Annotated in this window: 12 protein-coding genes; 4 read left to right on the top strand and 8 right to left on the bottom strand. The window is 74.0% G+C overall.

Features of this window, described 5'->3' with window-relative positions; all coding sequences use genetic code 11:
* Positions 1-91 precede the first annotated feature (91 nt).
* The 5 genes from ACWDBB_RS23410 to ACWDBB_RS23390 form a co-directional block, all read right to left on the bottom strand.
* Positions 92-3,436, bottom strand: coding sequence for an SdrD B-like domain-containing protein (locus ACWDBB_RS23410; RefSeq protein ID WP_449791465.1), 3,345 nt, complete (start codon positions 3,434-3,436; stop codon positions 92-94).
* Positions 3,437-3,627: 191 nt separating this feature from the next.
* Positions 3,628-4,767 (bottom strand): LacI family DNA-binding transcriptional regulator, encoded by a 1,140-nt coding sequence (locus tag ACWDBB_RS23405; RefSeq protein WP_449791464.1) that lies wholly within the window; start codon positions 4,765-4,767, stop codon positions 3,628-3,630.
* Between the two features lie 35 nt (positions 4,768-4,802).
* The gene (locus ACWDBB_RS23400; RefSeq protein ID WP_449791463.1) at positions 4,803-5,147 is read right to left on the bottom strand and encodes a DUF4229 domain-containing protein; all 345 of its coding nucleotides are present in this window, start codon (positions 5,145-5,147) and stop codon (positions 4,803-4,805) included.
* 122 nt (positions 5,148-5,269) lie between these two features.
* Positions 5,270-5,797: an N-acetyltransferase family protein gene (locus ACWDBB_RS23395; protein ID WP_449791462.1), complete on the bottom strand. Its 528-nt coding sequence runs from the start codon at positions 5,795-5,797 to the stop codon at positions 5,270-5,272.
* A gap of 132 nt (positions 5,798-5,929) precedes the next feature.
* A complete protein-coding gene (locus ACWDBB_RS23390) occupies positions 5,930-7,252 on the bottom strand; it encodes an MFS transporter (protein ID WP_449791461.1) in 1,323 nt (440 codons plus the stop codon).
* A 120-nt stretch (positions 7,253-7,372) separates the two neighbouring features.
* On the opposite strand from ACWDBB_RS23390, the gene ACWDBB_RS23385 reads away from it, so the two are divergent.
* Positions 7,373-8,383, top strand: a complete 1,011-nt coding sequence (locus ACWDBB_RS23385) for a GlxA family transcriptional regulator (RefSeq protein ID WP_449791460.1) — start codon at positions 7,373-7,375, stop codon at positions 8,381-8,383.
* A gap of 404 nt (positions 8,384-8,787) precedes the next feature.
* On the opposite strand, the gene ACWDBB_RS23380 is transcribed toward ACWDBB_RS23385, so the two are convergent.
* The gene (locus ACWDBB_RS23380; protein WP_449791459.1) at positions 8,788-9,261 is read right to left on the bottom strand and encodes an ATP-binding protein; all 474 of its coding nucleotides are present in this window, start codon (positions 9,259-9,261) and stop codon (positions 8,788-8,790) included.
* 636 nt (positions 9,262-9,897) lie between these two features.
* Between ACWDBB_RS23380 and ACWDBB_RS23375 the strand changes: the two genes are divergently transcribed.
* Both ACWDBB_RS23375 and ACWDBB_RS23370 read left to right on the top strand, forming a co-directional pair.
* The gene (locus tag ACWDBB_RS23375) at positions 9,898-10,464 is read left to right on the top strand and encodes a sigma-70 family RNA polymerase sigma factor (protein ID WP_449791458.1); all 567 of its coding nucleotides are present in this window, start codon (positions 9,898-9,900) and stop codon (positions 10,462-10,464) included.
* Complete coding sequence (locus tag ACWDBB_RS23370; protein WP_449791457.1) at positions 10,461-11,654, top strand: zf-HC2 domain-containing protein; 1,194 nt, start codon at positions 10,461-10,463, stop codon at positions 11,652-11,654. The genes ACWDBB_RS23375 and ACWDBB_RS23370 overlap by 4 nt, the downstream gene beginning before the upstream one ends.
* Positions 11,655-11,664: 10 nt before the next feature.
* Here the strand turns inward: ACWDBB_RS23370 and purU are convergent, their stop codons facing one another.
* Together purU and ACWDBB_RS23360 are read right to left on the bottom strand one after the other, a co-directional pair.
* Positions 11,665-12,531: a formyltetrahydrofolate deformylase gene (purU, locus tag ACWDBB_RS23365; protein WP_449791456.1), complete on the bottom strand. Its 867-nt coding sequence runs from the start codon at positions 12,529-12,531 to the stop codon at positions 11,665-11,667.
* A gap of 109 nt (positions 12,532-12,640) precedes the next feature.
* Positions 12,641-13,075 carry an SCO4402 family protein gene (locus tag ACWDBB_RS23360; RefSeq protein WP_449791455.1) on the bottom strand — a complete coding sequence of 145 codons (435 nt, stop codon included), beginning with the start codon at positions 13,073-13,075 and terminating at the stop codon, positions 12,641-12,643.
* Between the two features lie 254 nt (positions 13,076-13,329).
* Here ACWDBB_RS23360 and ACWDBB_RS23355 point away from each other — a divergent pair, with 254 nt between their 5' ends.
* Positions 13,330-14,631, top strand: coding sequence for an ABC transporter substrate-binding protein (locus ACWDBB_RS23355; RefSeq protein WP_449791454.1), 1,302 nt, complete (start codon positions 13,330-13,332; stop codon positions 14,629-14,631).
* Positions 14,632-14,679: the final 48 nt, after the last annotated feature.

The raw sequence follows: 14,679 nt of genomic DNA, 5'->3' as shown, positions 1-14,679 counted from the left end.
CCCCCACAGCTGACCCACCCCCACAGACGACTGTGCCCGCCGGCGGTCTGGCCGGCGGGCACAGTCTTGTCCTTCGGTCGGTTACGGATGATCAGCTGTGACGGCCCCGACGGCGCCGGGCGATCACCGTGAACAGCACGCCGGAGCCCAGGGCGACGGCGCCCAGCACGGCCGGCAGCAGGCCGGGCCCACCGGTGTGGGGCAGCTCGCCGCTCCCCTGCCCCGGGGACGGCCGCTGCGGATCCTGCGACGGGGCACCGGGCTCACCCGTGCTCGGGGGCTCGGTCGACGACGGGCCGTTCGACGGGCCGTCGGTCGGGGTGCCCGACGGGGTGCCGGTCGGGCTGCCCGTCGGGGACGGCGAACCCGTCGGGGACGGCGAGTTCGTCGGGGAGGGCGAGTTCGTCGGGGTGGGTGTCGGCGACGAGGTCGGAGACGGGGACGAGGTCGGCGTCGGCGAACCCGTCGGAGTCGGCGTGGGAGTAGGCGTCGGCGTGGGAGTCGGCGCATCCGCCAGTACCAGCCCCAGGTCCAGGCTCAGGTCCCGCATCCCGCCCGACAGCCGCACCGTCTGGGTGGTCCCGGTGGTCGGGTCGGCGTCCGAGTCCCGCGCCGGGTCCTTCCCCGCGTGCCGCACGGTGACCTTGGCGTCCGCCGGGACGGTCCTCAGGTCGAAGCGCACCGCGTACTCCCCGTCCGGCAGCTGGTCGAACAGGTAGTTCCCGTCCGCGTCCGTCACCGTGGTGACCGGCTTGCCCAGCTTGTCGCGGACCGGCTGTCCGGCGCCGTCCAGCAGCTCCACCCGGACGCCCGGGACGCCGCTCTCGCCGGCGTCCTGGACGCCGTTGCCGTCGCGGTCGGCCCAGACGTGGTCGCCGAGCGCGTTGTTCGGCGGTGCGGGGGCCTGGACGCCGACGCCGACCTTGGCGGGTTCGGCCGGCAGCAGCGGGCTGCCGGTGGAGTCGGTGGCGGTGTAGGCGAAGCTGTTCCACGCGAAGTCGGCGTTGCCGGCGTCCACCGAGGCGACCATCGGCCAGGTCAGGGTGAACAGTCCGCCCGACGGCAGGGTGCCCGGTCGGCTGACCCTGAACCAGGTGGCGTTGCCGGGACCGGGGAAGTCGGTGCTCCACCGGGCGCCGGCGTCGCACGGCCCGGGCACGGTGATCGCGCCGGTCGGGCAGGGCTTCGGCGAGGTGGCGTACTCGATCACCACGGTCGGATCGCTGGAGGTCAGCGGCCGGGTGAGCGAGGGCGTCCAGGCGGAGCCGCGCGGGACGTCCGGGCGCAGCAGGTAGGAGTCGCCCGGGGTGGGCAGCTTGTCGTACGCGACGAAGTCGGTGACCGGGTCGGGCGAGTCGTTGCGGACGGTCAGCCGGTAGGAGAGGCCGCCGCCGGGCGTGGTGGTGCCGGTGGTGGCGTAGTCCTGGTCGAGGTCGCCCCTGACCTCCTTGAAGGAGCGCAGTACGGCCGGGACCTGCACCTCGACCTTGGAGGAGGCGTGGCACATGGTCTCGGTGGTGTTGCCGTCGCCGTTGAGGTCGAGGGTGTCCGGGGTGCCGCTGTCGGTGCCGAAGTAGGAGCAGGCGACCGGTTCCCTGGCGCCCTCGGTGGTGACGTACACGTCGTTGGTGAGGGTGCCGGGCCTGGCGCTGCCGGCCACCTGGACGTCGATCAGGGTGCGGTGGGCCCGGTGGTCGTCGAGGTAGGTCATGTCGGGCGCGCCGGCCGGCCAGGTCAGCTTGAGCAGCTGGCGGCCGTCCGGTCCCGGCAGCACCTGGACGGACTGCGGGGCGAGGGACTCCGGGTAGCCGGGGTCGCGGCGGGCGCTGCCGTCCTGGTAGACGAGGCCGGCCGGCAGCAGGTCGTACATCACCAGCGGGGTGCCCAGGGTGCGGCCGGTGCGGTTGTACGGGGTGACCTGGAAGGTCGCGATGCCGCCGGGGGCGAGCACCTCCCCGGAGGTGGTGGTCTTGGCCGCGCCCAGGTTGGTGGCGGCGGAGACGTCAGTGTCGGCGCAGGCGCTCGCCGAGGAGGTCGCGCCGGCGGCGTCGGTGCCGGTCACGTCCACGCAGTTGTGCAGCGGGCCGGGCGCGGTGCGGCCGTCGTGGCCGGGGGTGACCACCTGGGCGAGCACCTGGACGGCGTTGCCGGGGCTCCAGCCGGTGGGGATGGGGCCGTTCCACTCGAAGCGCAGCCCGTCCAGTCGGCGCCCGCCGGGGATGCCGAGCTCGTCGTTCGCGGGGTCGCCGGCGCCTGCGGCGAAGGTGATCCGGCGGCTGCCCGAACCGTCGAAGGGCTTGCCGGGGGTGAAGGTCCGCCAGGTCGGGTCACCGTCCAGCCGGTACTGGAGGGTGAGGCCGATGCTGGTGGGGTTCCAGGCCTCCAGCTGGATGGACTGCGGGATCAGCCAGTTGTAGAGGTTCGAGGTGGTGCCGCCGCCCGGGTCGGTCATCACCAGGCGGGTGGCGGGGCCGGCGATGTTGCCGGGGTGGAGGCTGAAGGAGGCGATGTCGCCGGAGACGACCTCGTCCTGCCAGATCTTGGAGGCGGTGACCTGGATGCCGGTGGTCGGCGGCTGGAAGGTCGGGGAGTCCGCGGTGGCGTTCGAGAGGTCGCGCATGCCCTCGGGGCCCAGCGGATCGCCCTGCAGGACGACCGAGTTGGTGGAGGTGGTGCCGCTGGGGAACGTCGGGTCGGGGTAGTTGACGACCAGGACGCCGGGGATGCGGCAGCCCGCCTGGCCGTTGCCGGCCCGGAAGTCGCCGATGTCGAACACCCAGCGGTCGGGGTCGGCCGGGTCCCGGGTCCAGCCCGGCGAGCGGCCGGTGTCGACGACGGCGCCGGGCGGCAGGGTGTCGACCAGGCGGGCGGCGTCCAGGTCGACGTTGGGGACGCCGCTGGTGGAGCAGGTGCTGAACTGGTAGGTGACCGACCGGCCGTCCTGACTGCTGGTCTGGACGCCCTTGGTGACCTTGTAGTCGGGCTGGACGACGGCGCCGGTGGTGGCGGAGCCGGACTGCTCGGGCTCGCCGTCGGCGGTCAGGGTGGCCGAGTTGACGGCCTTGGTGCCGTTGGGGGTGGTGAAGTTGGGGAACCTGAGGACGACCTTGACGGTCGCGGTGGTCCCCGGGGTGAGGGTGAGGAGCCTGATGTCGAGGGTGCCGCCCGTGGCGCCCGCCGCCGGGACGGTCGAACCGGCGACGTCGACGGTGCTCGCGTCCGGGGTCCAGCCGACGAACTCCATCCCGGCGGGAAGGGTGTCGGTGATCCGGCCGTTGGCGCAGTCGGTGACCGAGCAGGTGTAGCGCAGGGTGTAGGTGACGTTCTCGCCGGGCGCCACCGTCGGCTTGTCCACCGTCTTGGTGAAGCTGACGGCGGCTTCGGCGGTCGGAGCGGTGAGGGTGCCGGTGAGCAGCGTGCCCGCGAAGAGGCCCATGGCCATGGCCGTACGGCCTGCCCTGGACGAGGGTGAGGGTATTGATCGGAGCGTCCGCATGCCGGAAATCTCACCCTCTGTTAATCCGAATGGAGGTACGACGCGAGAGCGAAGGATTACTTTTCACCCAATTGGAGTAACTAATGGGCAAACCGGACGAGCTGGCGCCACTCAACGATTACAGAAAGTGATCAGACCGTCGTAACCGTAGCGGCCGGCGCCGTGGAGGAGCGCAACACCAGCGAGGTGGCCAGCGGCGCGACCGGCGCCACTCGCTCGCCGCGCAGCAGGGCCGCCAGCGCGGCGGCGCCCGCCCGGCCCAGCTCCTCGCCGGGCAGGTCGACGGTGGTCAGCGGCGGGGCGAGCAGCGCGGCCACCGCGACGTTGTCCATGCCGACCACCGACAGGTCCTCGGGCACCCGCAGCCCCAACTCGGCGGCGGCCTGGTAGACCCCGGAGGCGACCACGTCGTCGTCGCAGATCACCGCGCGCGGCCGGTCCGCCCGCTCCAGCAGCCGGCCCGCGACGGTCCGCGCGGCCCGGTGGCCGTCGTTCAGGCTCACGCCCAACTCCACGACGTCCAGGTCGAGTTCGCCCACGGCCTGCTCGAAGGCGGCCTGCCGGACCCGGAAGGTGTACGCGGAGTGGCTGGAGCGCAGCCGGCCGATCCGGCGGTGGCCGAGCGCGGCCAGGTGCTCGACTGCGGCGCGCATCCCGCCGGCCACGTCGAGCTCGACGGTCGGGCGGGCCCGGTCGGTGCCGGGGTCGGCGTCCAGGAAGACGGCGGGGGTGTCGGCGGGCAGCTCGCCGAGCTGGCTGTCGTCCGGGGAGCAGATCAGCAGGCCGTCGAAGCGGCCGGCGGTGGCGGCCTCGGCGAGGGTGTCGCGGCCCCAGCCGGAACTGACCACGACGGCCAGGCCGTTGCGGCCGGCCTCCTCGTGGACGCCCTCCAGCACCCGGCCGAAGAACGGGCCCTGGAGGTTCGGCACGGCCAGCAGGATCATTCCGCTGCGGCCGAGCCGCAGCTGCCGGCCGGCCGCCTGGGGGCGGTAGCCGAGGCTGCGGGCGGCCTCCCGGACCCGCTCCCGGGTGGCCTCGGAGACCCGTCGGCCGGCCTCGGCGCCGGAGAAGACCAGGGAGACGGTCGCCTGGGAGACCCCGGCGAGCCGGGCCACGTCCCGTCCGGTGGGCCGGCGGACGGGGGCCGGCCAGGTGCCGAGCGCCCCCTCGGCGGGCGGCCCCTCGACGGGCACCCCCTCAGCGGGCGGCTCCTCGGCGGGCGTCTGCTCGGACGACGGCTCGGAAGGCTCGGAGTCTCGGTTGGCGGGCACGGCGGCTGCGCTCGTGGGGCGGGGCGGAGCCGGGGTCAGCTCTGGCCGGCGGTGGCCGCGCGGGCGGCGTCGTCGGCGGCGTCCTCCTCGGCGTTCTGCGTGGCGATCCGCTCGGCGGTACGGCTGCGCATCCCGGAGACCTTGCCGCTGATCTGCGCGGACATCTCGTCGCGCTGCTTGCTCAGCAGCGCGTAGCTGAGCGGCGCGGAGGCGATCGCGGCCAGCAGGAACAGGAAGATCATGCCGGCCTCACCGCTGACCGGGATGATCTGGAAGTGCCCGAGCAGCAGGGCCACCAGCAGGCAGCCGAGGAAGATGCTGACCCGCAGGGAGGTGTAGCGGAGCGTGGCGTGCGACTTCTCCGGGCCGTTGCTGGTCACTCGACACATCCTTCTTCTTGCGCTGGGGCGGGGTCCTCCAGTCAAGCATGCCTGACGGCCGGCGCGGGGCACGGGGCACCGATCCGACCCGCCCGGCCGCCGCGGTCCGTCCGGGACGGGTGTCAGCGCAGGTCGAGCCACATGGTGATGTCGTCCCGGTCGTCTCCGGGGGCGACCCGGATCGCGGCCGGCACCCGGCCGACCTCCCGGTAGCCGCTGCGGGCGTAGAAACGCTCCAGCCCCAGGCCGCCGCGCGCGGTGAGCCGCAGCGACTCCAGGCCCCACTCCCGGGCCACCCGCTCGGCCTCGGCGAGCAGCCCGGCCCCGTGACCGTGGCCCTGGAAGTCCGGGTGCACCATGACCCGCTTGAGCATCCGCCAGTGGTCCATCAGGCCGAAGCGCATCGACTCGAAGAACAGCAGGCCGACCAGCCGGCCCGTCCCGCTCTCGTGCGCGACCAGCAGCCGGTCCGGGCCGTCCGGCGCGACCCCGGCGAACTGGCGGTCGGCGGTGTCCCAGACCTCGTCCTCGGTGACCGGCGCCACGAAACCGACCGCCCCGCCCGCGTTGGTGACGTCGACCCACAGCCGGACGACGTCCGTGCGCAGGTCGGGGTCGAGCTTCGGGTCCAGGGTGAAGATGAGCGCCATGAGGCGGAGCCTAGACCTCCGGTACGACCGTCCTACCGGGAGGTCCGGCACCGCCCCCGCCCGCCGGGCCCCGACGTCACGGGAACGCCGGCACCGCCCCACCGTCACGGGAACGCCGGCACCGCCCCACCGTCACGGGAGCACCGGCACCGCGCCACCGTCACGCCCGGTGCCGCGCAGCGCCAGGCAGAGCCCGACCGCGACCGCGCACAGCGCGCCGGCGCCGTACCAGGTGAGGTCGTAGTTGCCGAGCGCGTCCCGGGCCAGGCCGGCCAGCCCGGCGACGACGGCCGCGCCGATCTGGTGGGCGGCGAGCACCCAGCCGAAGACGATCGGGGCGTCCTCGCCGAAGTGCCGGCGGCACAGCGCGACGGTCGGCGGCACGGTGGCCACCCAGTCCAGGCCGTAGAAGATCACGAAGGCGAGGATCGGCGGCTGCAGCGAGCCGGCCAACAGCTGCGGCAGCAGGAGCAGGGACAGGCCGCGCAGCCCGTAGTAGACGGTCAGCAGCAGCCGGGAGTCGACCCGGTCGGTGAGCCAGCCGCTGAAGACGGTGCCGAGCACGTCGAACACGCCGATCAGGGCGAGCAGGCTCGCGGCGGTGGTGACGGGCATGCCGTGGTCGTGCGCGGCCGGGATGAAGTGGGTGCCGACCAGGCCGGCGGTGGTGGCGCCGCAGATCGCGAAGGAGCCGGCCAGCAGCCAGAACGCCCGGCTCCGGGCGGCGTCCCGCAGCACCCGCAGCGAGCGGGTGAGGGCCCGGCCGTCGGCGACCGGCGCGGGAGGGGCTTCGGTGGCGCCGTACGGAAGCAGGCCGAGGTCGGCGGGCCGCTCGCGCATCAGCAGCAGGACCGGGACGGCGACGGCGCTGGCGGCGAGCGAGACCACGACCACGGCCGAGCGCCAGCCGTGCTGCTCGACCAGCCAGGCGCCGACCGGCAGGAAGACCAGGTTCCCCGCCGCGCCGGCGGCGGTCAGCACCCCGGTGACCAGGCCCTGGCGGGCCCGGAACCAGCGGCCGGTGATGGTGGTGGCGAAGGCGCCGGCCATCGAGCCGCTGCCGAGGCCGACCAGCACGCCCCAGCAGAGCACCAGTTGCCAGGGCTGACGCATCAGCATGGTCAGCCCGGCGCCGACGGAGATGGTCAGCAGCGCGCAGACCACCACCAGGCGCACCCCGAAGCGGTCCATCAGGGCGGCGGCGAAGGGGGCGGTGAGGCCGTAGAGCGTCAGGTTGACGGAAGTGGCGCTGGAGATCGTCCCGAGCGACCAGCCGAACTCGTTGTGCAGGGCGTCCATCATCAGGCTCGGCGTGGAGCGGAAGCCGGCCGAGCCGAGCAGCACGAGCAGGGAGACGGCGGCCACCACCCAGGCGTAGTGCACCCGGGGGCGTGGGGCCGGGGCGGACGGTTCGGAGCGGGGGACGGTGGGGGCGGGGGCGCTGCGTTCGGTCACCCGGACGAGTGTTCCGGGCGGCCCGGAGCCGGACGAGTGGCCTGAACGACAGCTTTCGCAAGAATCGGGCCAATGGCCGCGGTAGCCTGGCCCGGACCCACCGACGCCCGAGGGGACGGCATGGCACACCTGGTCGCAGTACTCGCACTGGAGGGCGTGATCGCCTTCGAACTCGGCATCCCCGCCCGCATCTTCGGCGGCGCCAGGGACCCGGCCGGCCGGCCGCTGTACGAGGTGGCCACCTGCACCCTGGACGGACGGCCGGTCACCACCAGCGCCGACTTCCGGGTGCTGGTCGACCACGGGCCCGAACTCCTGGAGCGGGCCGACACGGTGCTGATCCCGGCGTCCGCCGACTCCGCCCCGGACGTCGCCGACGCCTGCTTCACCCCGGCCCTGGCCGACGCGCTGGCACGGATCCGGCCCGGCACCCGGCTGATGTCGATCTGCACCGGGTCCTTCGTCCTGGCCGCCGCCGGCCTGCTGGACGGCCGCCCGGCCACCACCCACTGGCGCTACACCGATCACTTCGCCCGGTTGTTCCCCCGGGTGCGGCTGGACCCCGACGTGCTCTACACCGATGACGGCGACGTCCTCACCTCCGGCGGGGTGGCCGCCGGGGTGGACCTCTGCCTGCACGTGGTGCGCCGCGACCACGGCAGCGCGGTCGCCAACGCGGTGGCCCGCAACTGCCTGGTGCCGCCGTGGCGCGAGGGCGGCCAGAAGCAGTACGTGGAGGCCCCGAGCCCGGTGGACGCCGAGGGCAGCGGCACCTCCGCGGTACGCGCCTGGGCGCTGGAGCACCTGGACGAGCCGCTGGCGCTGCGCCGGCTCGCCGACCGGGCGGGGATGAGCGTCCGGACCTTCACCCGGCGCTTCCGCGAGGAGACCGGCGCCAGCCCCGGCCAGTGGATCACCACCCAGCGCACCGAGCGGGCCCGGCAGTTGCTGGAACGGACCGATCTGACGATCGACCAGGTCGCCCGGGAGTCCGGATTCGGCACCGCCGCCTCGCTGCGGCTGCAGCTGCGCGGCCGGCTGGACGTCGCGCCGAGCGCCTACCGGCGCACCTTCCGCGCCGTTCCCGAAGGCCTCGCCCTCCCCGAAGACCCTGCCCGGCAGGCTTCCTGAGCGCGGCCGGGGAACCGGGCCACCGGTGGCCGGATCTCGTCGTTCCCCGACGGCGCCTTGGATGGCGGCAGGCCGCACGCGCCTCCGGCACTGCACGGCAGGCCGCCATCCAAACACGGCGCGCGGGCCCTGAACCCGCGCCGCACCCTCCGCACTCGCCGAGGAGCGGCCCGCGACCGGCCGTCCGCGGTCCCCCCTGCTGGCACGAATCCCCTGGACAGCAGCACCGCGGCGGTGGACGGACGTCCCCTCGGCGTCCCCTCGCGACGGAGCGCCGCACCCAAGCGTGATCAGTCGGATACGTCACGTCAATGGCTAGTCCGAAATTCGGAATGGTTGCGTCACCTTTCGGCCGGTGATCAGCACCGGGGTCGGGCACCGTCCGCCGGCCGCCGCGAAAGCCGCTATTGCGCCAATGCCGCCCAGTCCACGTCGGCCAGCGGATCGGCCGGGCGGGCGTCGCGGCCGATCTCGCACCAGACCCGCTTGCCCGAGCCCTCCGGGTCCCAGCCCCAGCGCTCACAGAGCAGCTCGACCAGTTCCAGGCCGCGGCCGTTGGTCGCGTCCTGGTCGGCGCCCGCGTGCCGCGGGGTGGGGGCGGCCTGGCTCGCGTCGGCGACCTCCACCCGCAGCGGGGCGGCCGGCCCGCCCTCACCGCTCCCGTCCGCCACCGGAAGACAGAGTCTCAGCACGGCCGGACAGCCGGTGTGCACCACGGCGTTGGTCACCAGCTCCGAGACCACCAGCACCACCGTCTCGGCCATCGGCGCGTCCGGGTCCACCCCGTGGTTCAGCAGCCTCGAGCGCACCCACCGGCGGGCCCGGCCGACCTCGGCGGGGTCAGCCTGGACCGCCAGCTGTACCTGAAGAACCTGCACCGCTCCACCACCCGCACTCGCAGTTCGGCCTTAGTTCCGATCGGGCCGGATCGGCCGGCGGGCCCTCGCACGTCGCCCGGTGCCACCCGAGCCGCACCCGGGCGCCCGCCCGATCCGTCCGCCCGCGCCCACTCGTCCGCGCCGCCTCGTCGGTCGGGTACCGGCCGCGACACGAATACGCCTCAGGATGGGCGGGGGGACCGACAGCAGCAAGCGCTTCGGGCATATTCCGGCGATCGGGCGACAGGGGAGTGCATACTGTCCCGCTCACTCTCGCGAGCCTCGCACCGGTGACCGTCCGGCCCGGGCCGACCTGCCGGTCCCGCCGTCGGGAACCTACCGCCGCGCGTCGCGCGAGCCCCGCCCGCCACTCGCGAACCACCCGTGCGACATGTGTCCGACGGCTGTCGAACAGCGGCACCCCGAACGGCCCCGGGCGACCCCGGGACGCACCCCGGCCACTCCCCCGGGCCGGGAGCCGGAAGGCGTGCGGCACCTCCCTACCGGAGGGCCCACCCATGAGGAGGGCGAAACGCTCGGAACGGTTCCGATCTTGCCGGAATCGCTCCCGGCGCCACCCGGCCGCAAGATACCGTTGGGTACGCCAGCGAACCCGGTCAGGAGGGTGGTTTCCCGATGGCCACCCCGGAACGGAACCCGCGCTGGGACGAGCAGTTGCAGCGCCGCCTCGCCCGCGGCGAGGAGACGGCGCTCGGCGAACTCTACGACCAGCTCGCACCGATGGTGCACGGCCTGGCCGGGCGGGTACTGGCCGACCAGGCCGCCGCCACCCAGCTCACCCGGGAGATCTTCGCCCACGTCTGGGAGCACCCCGAGGACTACGACCCCGCCCGGGGCACCCTGCGCTCCTGGCTCGGCGCGCTGACCCACCACCGCGCGGTCGAACGGCTGCGGGCGCGGCGGGCCGCCGAGCGGGCACCGGGCGCGGAGGCCGAGATACGCGCCGTGGCCACCGCCGCCCGGGTCCAGTACGTGGTCGACTCCCTGCCCCAACCCCTGCGTGAGACCATCGCGGTGACGTACTACGACGGCCGCACCTACCGCGAGACGGCCCGGCTGCTCGGCATCAGCGAGCAGGCCGCCAAGCAGCGGATGCGGCTCGGTCTGGAGCTGCTGGCCACCGAACTGGCCGACGAGCGCGCCCGCCAGGCCGCGGCCGGGGACGGGAACGGGGAGACGTGAGCAGCACAGAGGAGCGGCACGACGCCCTGCGCTCGCTGCTCGGCGCGTGGGCCCTCGGCGCCTGCCCGGCCCGCGAGGCCGCCGAGTTGGAGCAGCACCTGGGCGACTGCCGGGAGTGCGCCGAGGAGGCGGCCCGGTTGCGCGAGGCGGCCGGCTGGCTCTCCCTGGACGAGCCGCTGGACCAGCCGGGCCCGCTGCGCCAGCAGGTGCTCGACTGGTGCCTGGCCCGCCGGCCGGCCGAACTGCCCGTCCCCGCCTGGGGCATGCCGTACACGGCGGAGACCGCCAAGCTCGACGCGCTGCTGCGCGACCTCGGCCCGGAGGAGTGGCTGGAGGTGGCCGAACTGCCGTGGCACGGCGGCACCGAGCGGCTGCGCCCGGCCGAGGTGCTGGGCCACCTGACCGCGGTGGACGGCTTCCTGGCGCTGGCGCTCGGCCTGCCCGACCCGGTGCCGGCCCTCCCCGGCCTGCCCGCCGCGCCGGCCGGACGGCGGGTGCCGCCGCAGGAGCCGGCCGCCGGGTCGGCCGTGCCGCGCGTCCCGCCGCAGCGCGGCCCGTACGACACCATCACCGCGCGCACCGCCCGGCTGATCGCCGACCAGGGCGGCCTGGCGCCGCAGTCGGTGCGCTCCCGCTGGCGGCGGCAGGCCCACGACCTGGTGCGCAGCGCCGCGCTCGCGCCCCAGGGCAACACCCCCGTCGACTACGGCTTCGCGGTGCTGCCGCTGCGGGACGCCTTCGTGGACCGCGCCTTCGAGTGCTTCGTGCACGGCGAGGACGTGGCCAGGGCGGTCGCCTACCCGTACGACCCGCCGGCGCCGCAGCACCTGCGGCAGATGGTGGAGCTGGTGGTCCGGCTGCTCCCCCGGGCACTGGCCGGGCTGCGCGCGGCCCGGCCCGAGCACGCCGGGGCGCCCGGCCTGCCGGAGGGCGGGGTCCGCCCGGCCCGGCGGGTGCGGCTGATGGTCGACGGCCCGGCGGGCGGCGAGTGGCTGATCGCCCTCGACGGCGACGAACGCACCGGCGGCGCGGGCGGGGAGCCGGTGGCCTCGATGGTGCTGGACGGCCTGGAGCTGTGCCAGCTCGCCGCGGCGCACCGGGACCCGGACCGGCTGCCGGTCGGCGAGCACGGCGACCGGGCCGCGGTGCGCGAAGTGCTGCACGCGCTCCCGCTGCTCTCCCGGCCCTAGGTTCGAAGGCCTACGCGAAGACGACCGTACGGGTCCCGTTCAGCAGCACCCGGTGCTCGCTGTGCCACTTCACCGCGCGGGCCAGCGCCTGGCACTCGACGTCCCGGCCGAGCGCGACCAGCTGGTCGGGGCTGACGTCGTGGGTGACCCGCGCGACCTCCTGCTCGATGATCGGGCCCTCGTCCAGGTCGGCGGTGACGTAGTGCGCGGTGGCGCCGATCAGCTTCACGCCGCGCGCGTGTGCCTGGTGGTACGGCTTGGCGCCCTTGAAGCTCGGCAGGAAGGAGTGGTGGATGTTGATCACGCGGCCGGACAGCTCGGTGCACAGCTGGTCGGAGAGCACCTGCATGTAGCGGGCCAGCACGACCAGCTCGACGTCCTCCGCCGCGATCAGGTCGAGCAGCTGCCGCTCGGCCTGGGCCTTGGTGTCCTTGGTGACCGGGATGTGGTGGAAGGGGATGCCGTAGCTCTCGGTCAGGTCCCGCAGGTCGGTGTGGTTGGAGACCACCGCGGCGATCTCCACCGGCAGGGCGCCGATCCGGGTGCGGTAGAGCAGGTCGTTCAGGCAGTGCCCGAACTTGCTGACCATGAGCACGATCCGCATCCGCTGCTCGCTCGGGTGGATCTGCCAGTCCATCCCGAAGGAGGCGCCGATCGCGGCGAAGCTGGCCCGCAGCTTGTCCACGGTGACCGGCTCGGGGGCGGAGAAGTGCACCCGCATGAAGAAGAGCCCGCTGTCGCCGTCCCCGAACTGCTGGCTGTCGATGATGTTGCAGCCGGTCATGAAGAGGTAGCTGGAGACCGCGTGGACGATGCCCTGCTTGTCGGGGCAGGACAGCGTGAGGACGTACTGGGCGCCGGCCGGCTGCTGTTCCACTGGGGGTATCCCGTTCTGAGGTCGTGACGTGCGTGGATGGTCCAGCGTGTCACATCCCGGACACCTGCCGCCCCGCTGCCCGTACTGCGGGACGGCGGGCGTCCGGAGGTCAGACCTGGGTGAGGATGCGCAGCACGTCCAGCGACTTCGGCGGCGCGTCCGGGTCGTCCCCGTCGCCCGTGGCCAGCGCGACGTGCGCCTCGCGGGCGGCCCGGACGGTCTCCGGCCAGCCGGGGTGGCCGAGGTAGGCGGAGGCCGGCGCGTCCGCCCCGACCTCGTGCAGCATCTGCACGGCCCGCAGCACCGCGACGTCCACCAGCGCGGCCTCGGCCGGGTCGCGGAAGATCGTCCCGACGTACTTCTCGGCCGACCAGCGGTCCAGCCAGGTGTCCTCGACCAGCCGGTAGACGGCGTCGGTCACGTCGCCGTAGCCCTCCCGGCCGGTCAGCCAGGTGTCCTGCTGGAAACCGGGGTCGGACAGCATGTGCAGCGCCGAGCGCAGTCGGGCTCGCCAGCGCCACCAGGGCAGGTCGTTGAGCGGCATGCCGCCCATCGTGCTTGAGCGGTGGCTCGGACGAGAAGTGTTTCGGGCAGACCGATACGAAGATTCTGTGCTGGCGGACATGGTGAACGATCGTACGTTCCCCGTCTGTTCGCGCTCCACTCGCGATCTACACGCGTACCTCCTCGGAGTTCGGCGGCCGTTCGCCATCCGTTCGCACTTCGGCCCTCTCGACTTGTGGCACCGGGGCTTGGCTTGCTCCGGCGCGCCGGAGGGCGCCCAGAGAGGGAATACCGATGACCAGCCGAAGGGACTCCTTCCAGGCCCGTCCCCAGGTCGTGCGACGCCGCCGCCGACGCCCGATCGCAGCCGCCGCGACCACCGCGGCCCTGCTCCCCACCCTCTTCTCGGCCTCCGCGTGCGGCGGCTCGGCCGATGCTTCCACCAGCGGCAACGACCTGACCGTGATGACCTGGGCCCCGGCCGGCACGGGCTCCGCCGACCGCCCCGGCATGACGGCGCTCGCCTCCGCCATCGGCCAGGACGTCAACACCAAGGGCGGACTGAACGGCCACCGGCTGCGCGTGATCACCTGCAACGAGCACAACACCGCGGACGGTGCCCGCGCCTGTGCCCAGCAGGCGGTGGACGCCAAGGCGGTCGCCGTGATCGGCTCCTACAGCCAGTGGGGCGAGGCGTTCATGCCGGTGCTGGAGCGCGCCGGCATCCCGCTGATCGGCGGCTACGGGCTCTCCCAGCCGGAGTTCTCCAGCCCGCTGTCCTACCCGGTGGACGGCGGCATGCCGGCGCTGATCGCGGGCAACGGCCGCCAGCTGGTCGACGCCGGCTGCAAGGCCGTCTCCCTGATCCGCCCTGACACCCCGGCCGGCGACAACCTGCTCGGCTACCTGGGCACCGCGCTGCGGCCGGCCGGGATCAAGCTGACGGACGTCAAGGCGCCCGAGCAGTCCTCCGACTACACCCCGGTGATCCGCAAGGCGATCGGCAAGGACGAGCAGGGCAACTGCATCACCAGCGCCCTGGCCGCCGAGCCGACCGGCAACCTGCTGGACGCCTACCGGCGGGTCAGCGTGAAGAACACCCGGATCGCCTCGGTGATCGGCAGCGTCCAGCAGTCGGTGGTGGACTCCACCGGCGGCGACACCGGCCCGCTCGGCGGCGCCTACGTCACCAGCTGGTACCCGCCGGAGTCCGCGAAGATCTGGGACGGGCTGCGCGCGGTGGTGCGCACCGACACCACCGGCGGGCACTCCATCGACGTCTCCGACCCCGGCGTGCAGACCACCTGGGTCGCGTACGAGGTGTTCCGGACGGCGACGCAGAAGCTGGCGGAGGCCGGGAAGCCGGTCACCCCGAAGGCCGTCTCCTCGCTGCTGGACAGCGGCGAGGGCATCGATGTCGGGATCACCCCGCCGCTGAACTGGGGCACCACCAACATGCTGCCCAGCAGCGGGTCGCCGCGGCTGGTGAACACCTGGGTCACCTACCAGGTGGTCAAGAACGGCCGGATGACCCTGCAGCAGCCGGGCTTCGTGGACATCCGCTGGGCACTCACCGGGGGCCGCCCGCCGGCCTGACGCGGACCGCGCGCCGGGGCGGGAGGGGGGCGGGCCTTCGGGCCCGTC

The sequence above is a fragment of the Kitasatospora sp. NPDC001095 genome, assembly GCF_053598615.1.
Note: the sequence above shows the minus strand (reverse complement) of the source record. Positions and strands in the feature narration are given on the sequence as shown.

What these genes read in the sequence shown, in the direction of transcription:
- ACWDBB_RS23410 (WP_449791465.1), bottom strand. Translation starts at nt 3,436, where the DNA reads ATGGGCCTCTTCGCGGGCACGCTGCTCACCGGCACCCTCACCGCTCCG.
- ACWDBB_RS23395 (WP_449791462.1), bottom strand. Translation starts at nt 5,797, where the DNA reads ATGGCGCTCATCTTCACCCTGGACCCGAAGCTCGACCCCGACCTGCGC.
- ACWDBB_RS23385 (WP_449791460.1), top strand. Translation starts at nt 7,373, where the DNA reads ATGGCACACCTGGTCGCAGTACTCGCACTGGAGGGCGTGATCGCCTTC.
- ACWDBB_RS23375 (WP_449791458.1), top strand. Translation starts at nt 9,898, where the DNA reads ATGGCCACCCCGGAACGGAACCCGCGCTGGGACGAGCAGTTGCAGCGC.
- ACWDBB_RS23360 (WP_449791455.1), bottom strand. Translation starts at nt 13,075, where the DNA reads ATGCCGCTCAACGACCTGCCCTGGTGGCGCTGGCGAGCCCGACTGCGC.
- ACWDBB_RS23355 (WP_449791454.1), top strand. Translation starts at nt 13,330, where the DNA reads ATGACCAGCCGAAGGGACTCCTTCCAGGCCCGTCCCCAGGTCGTGCGA.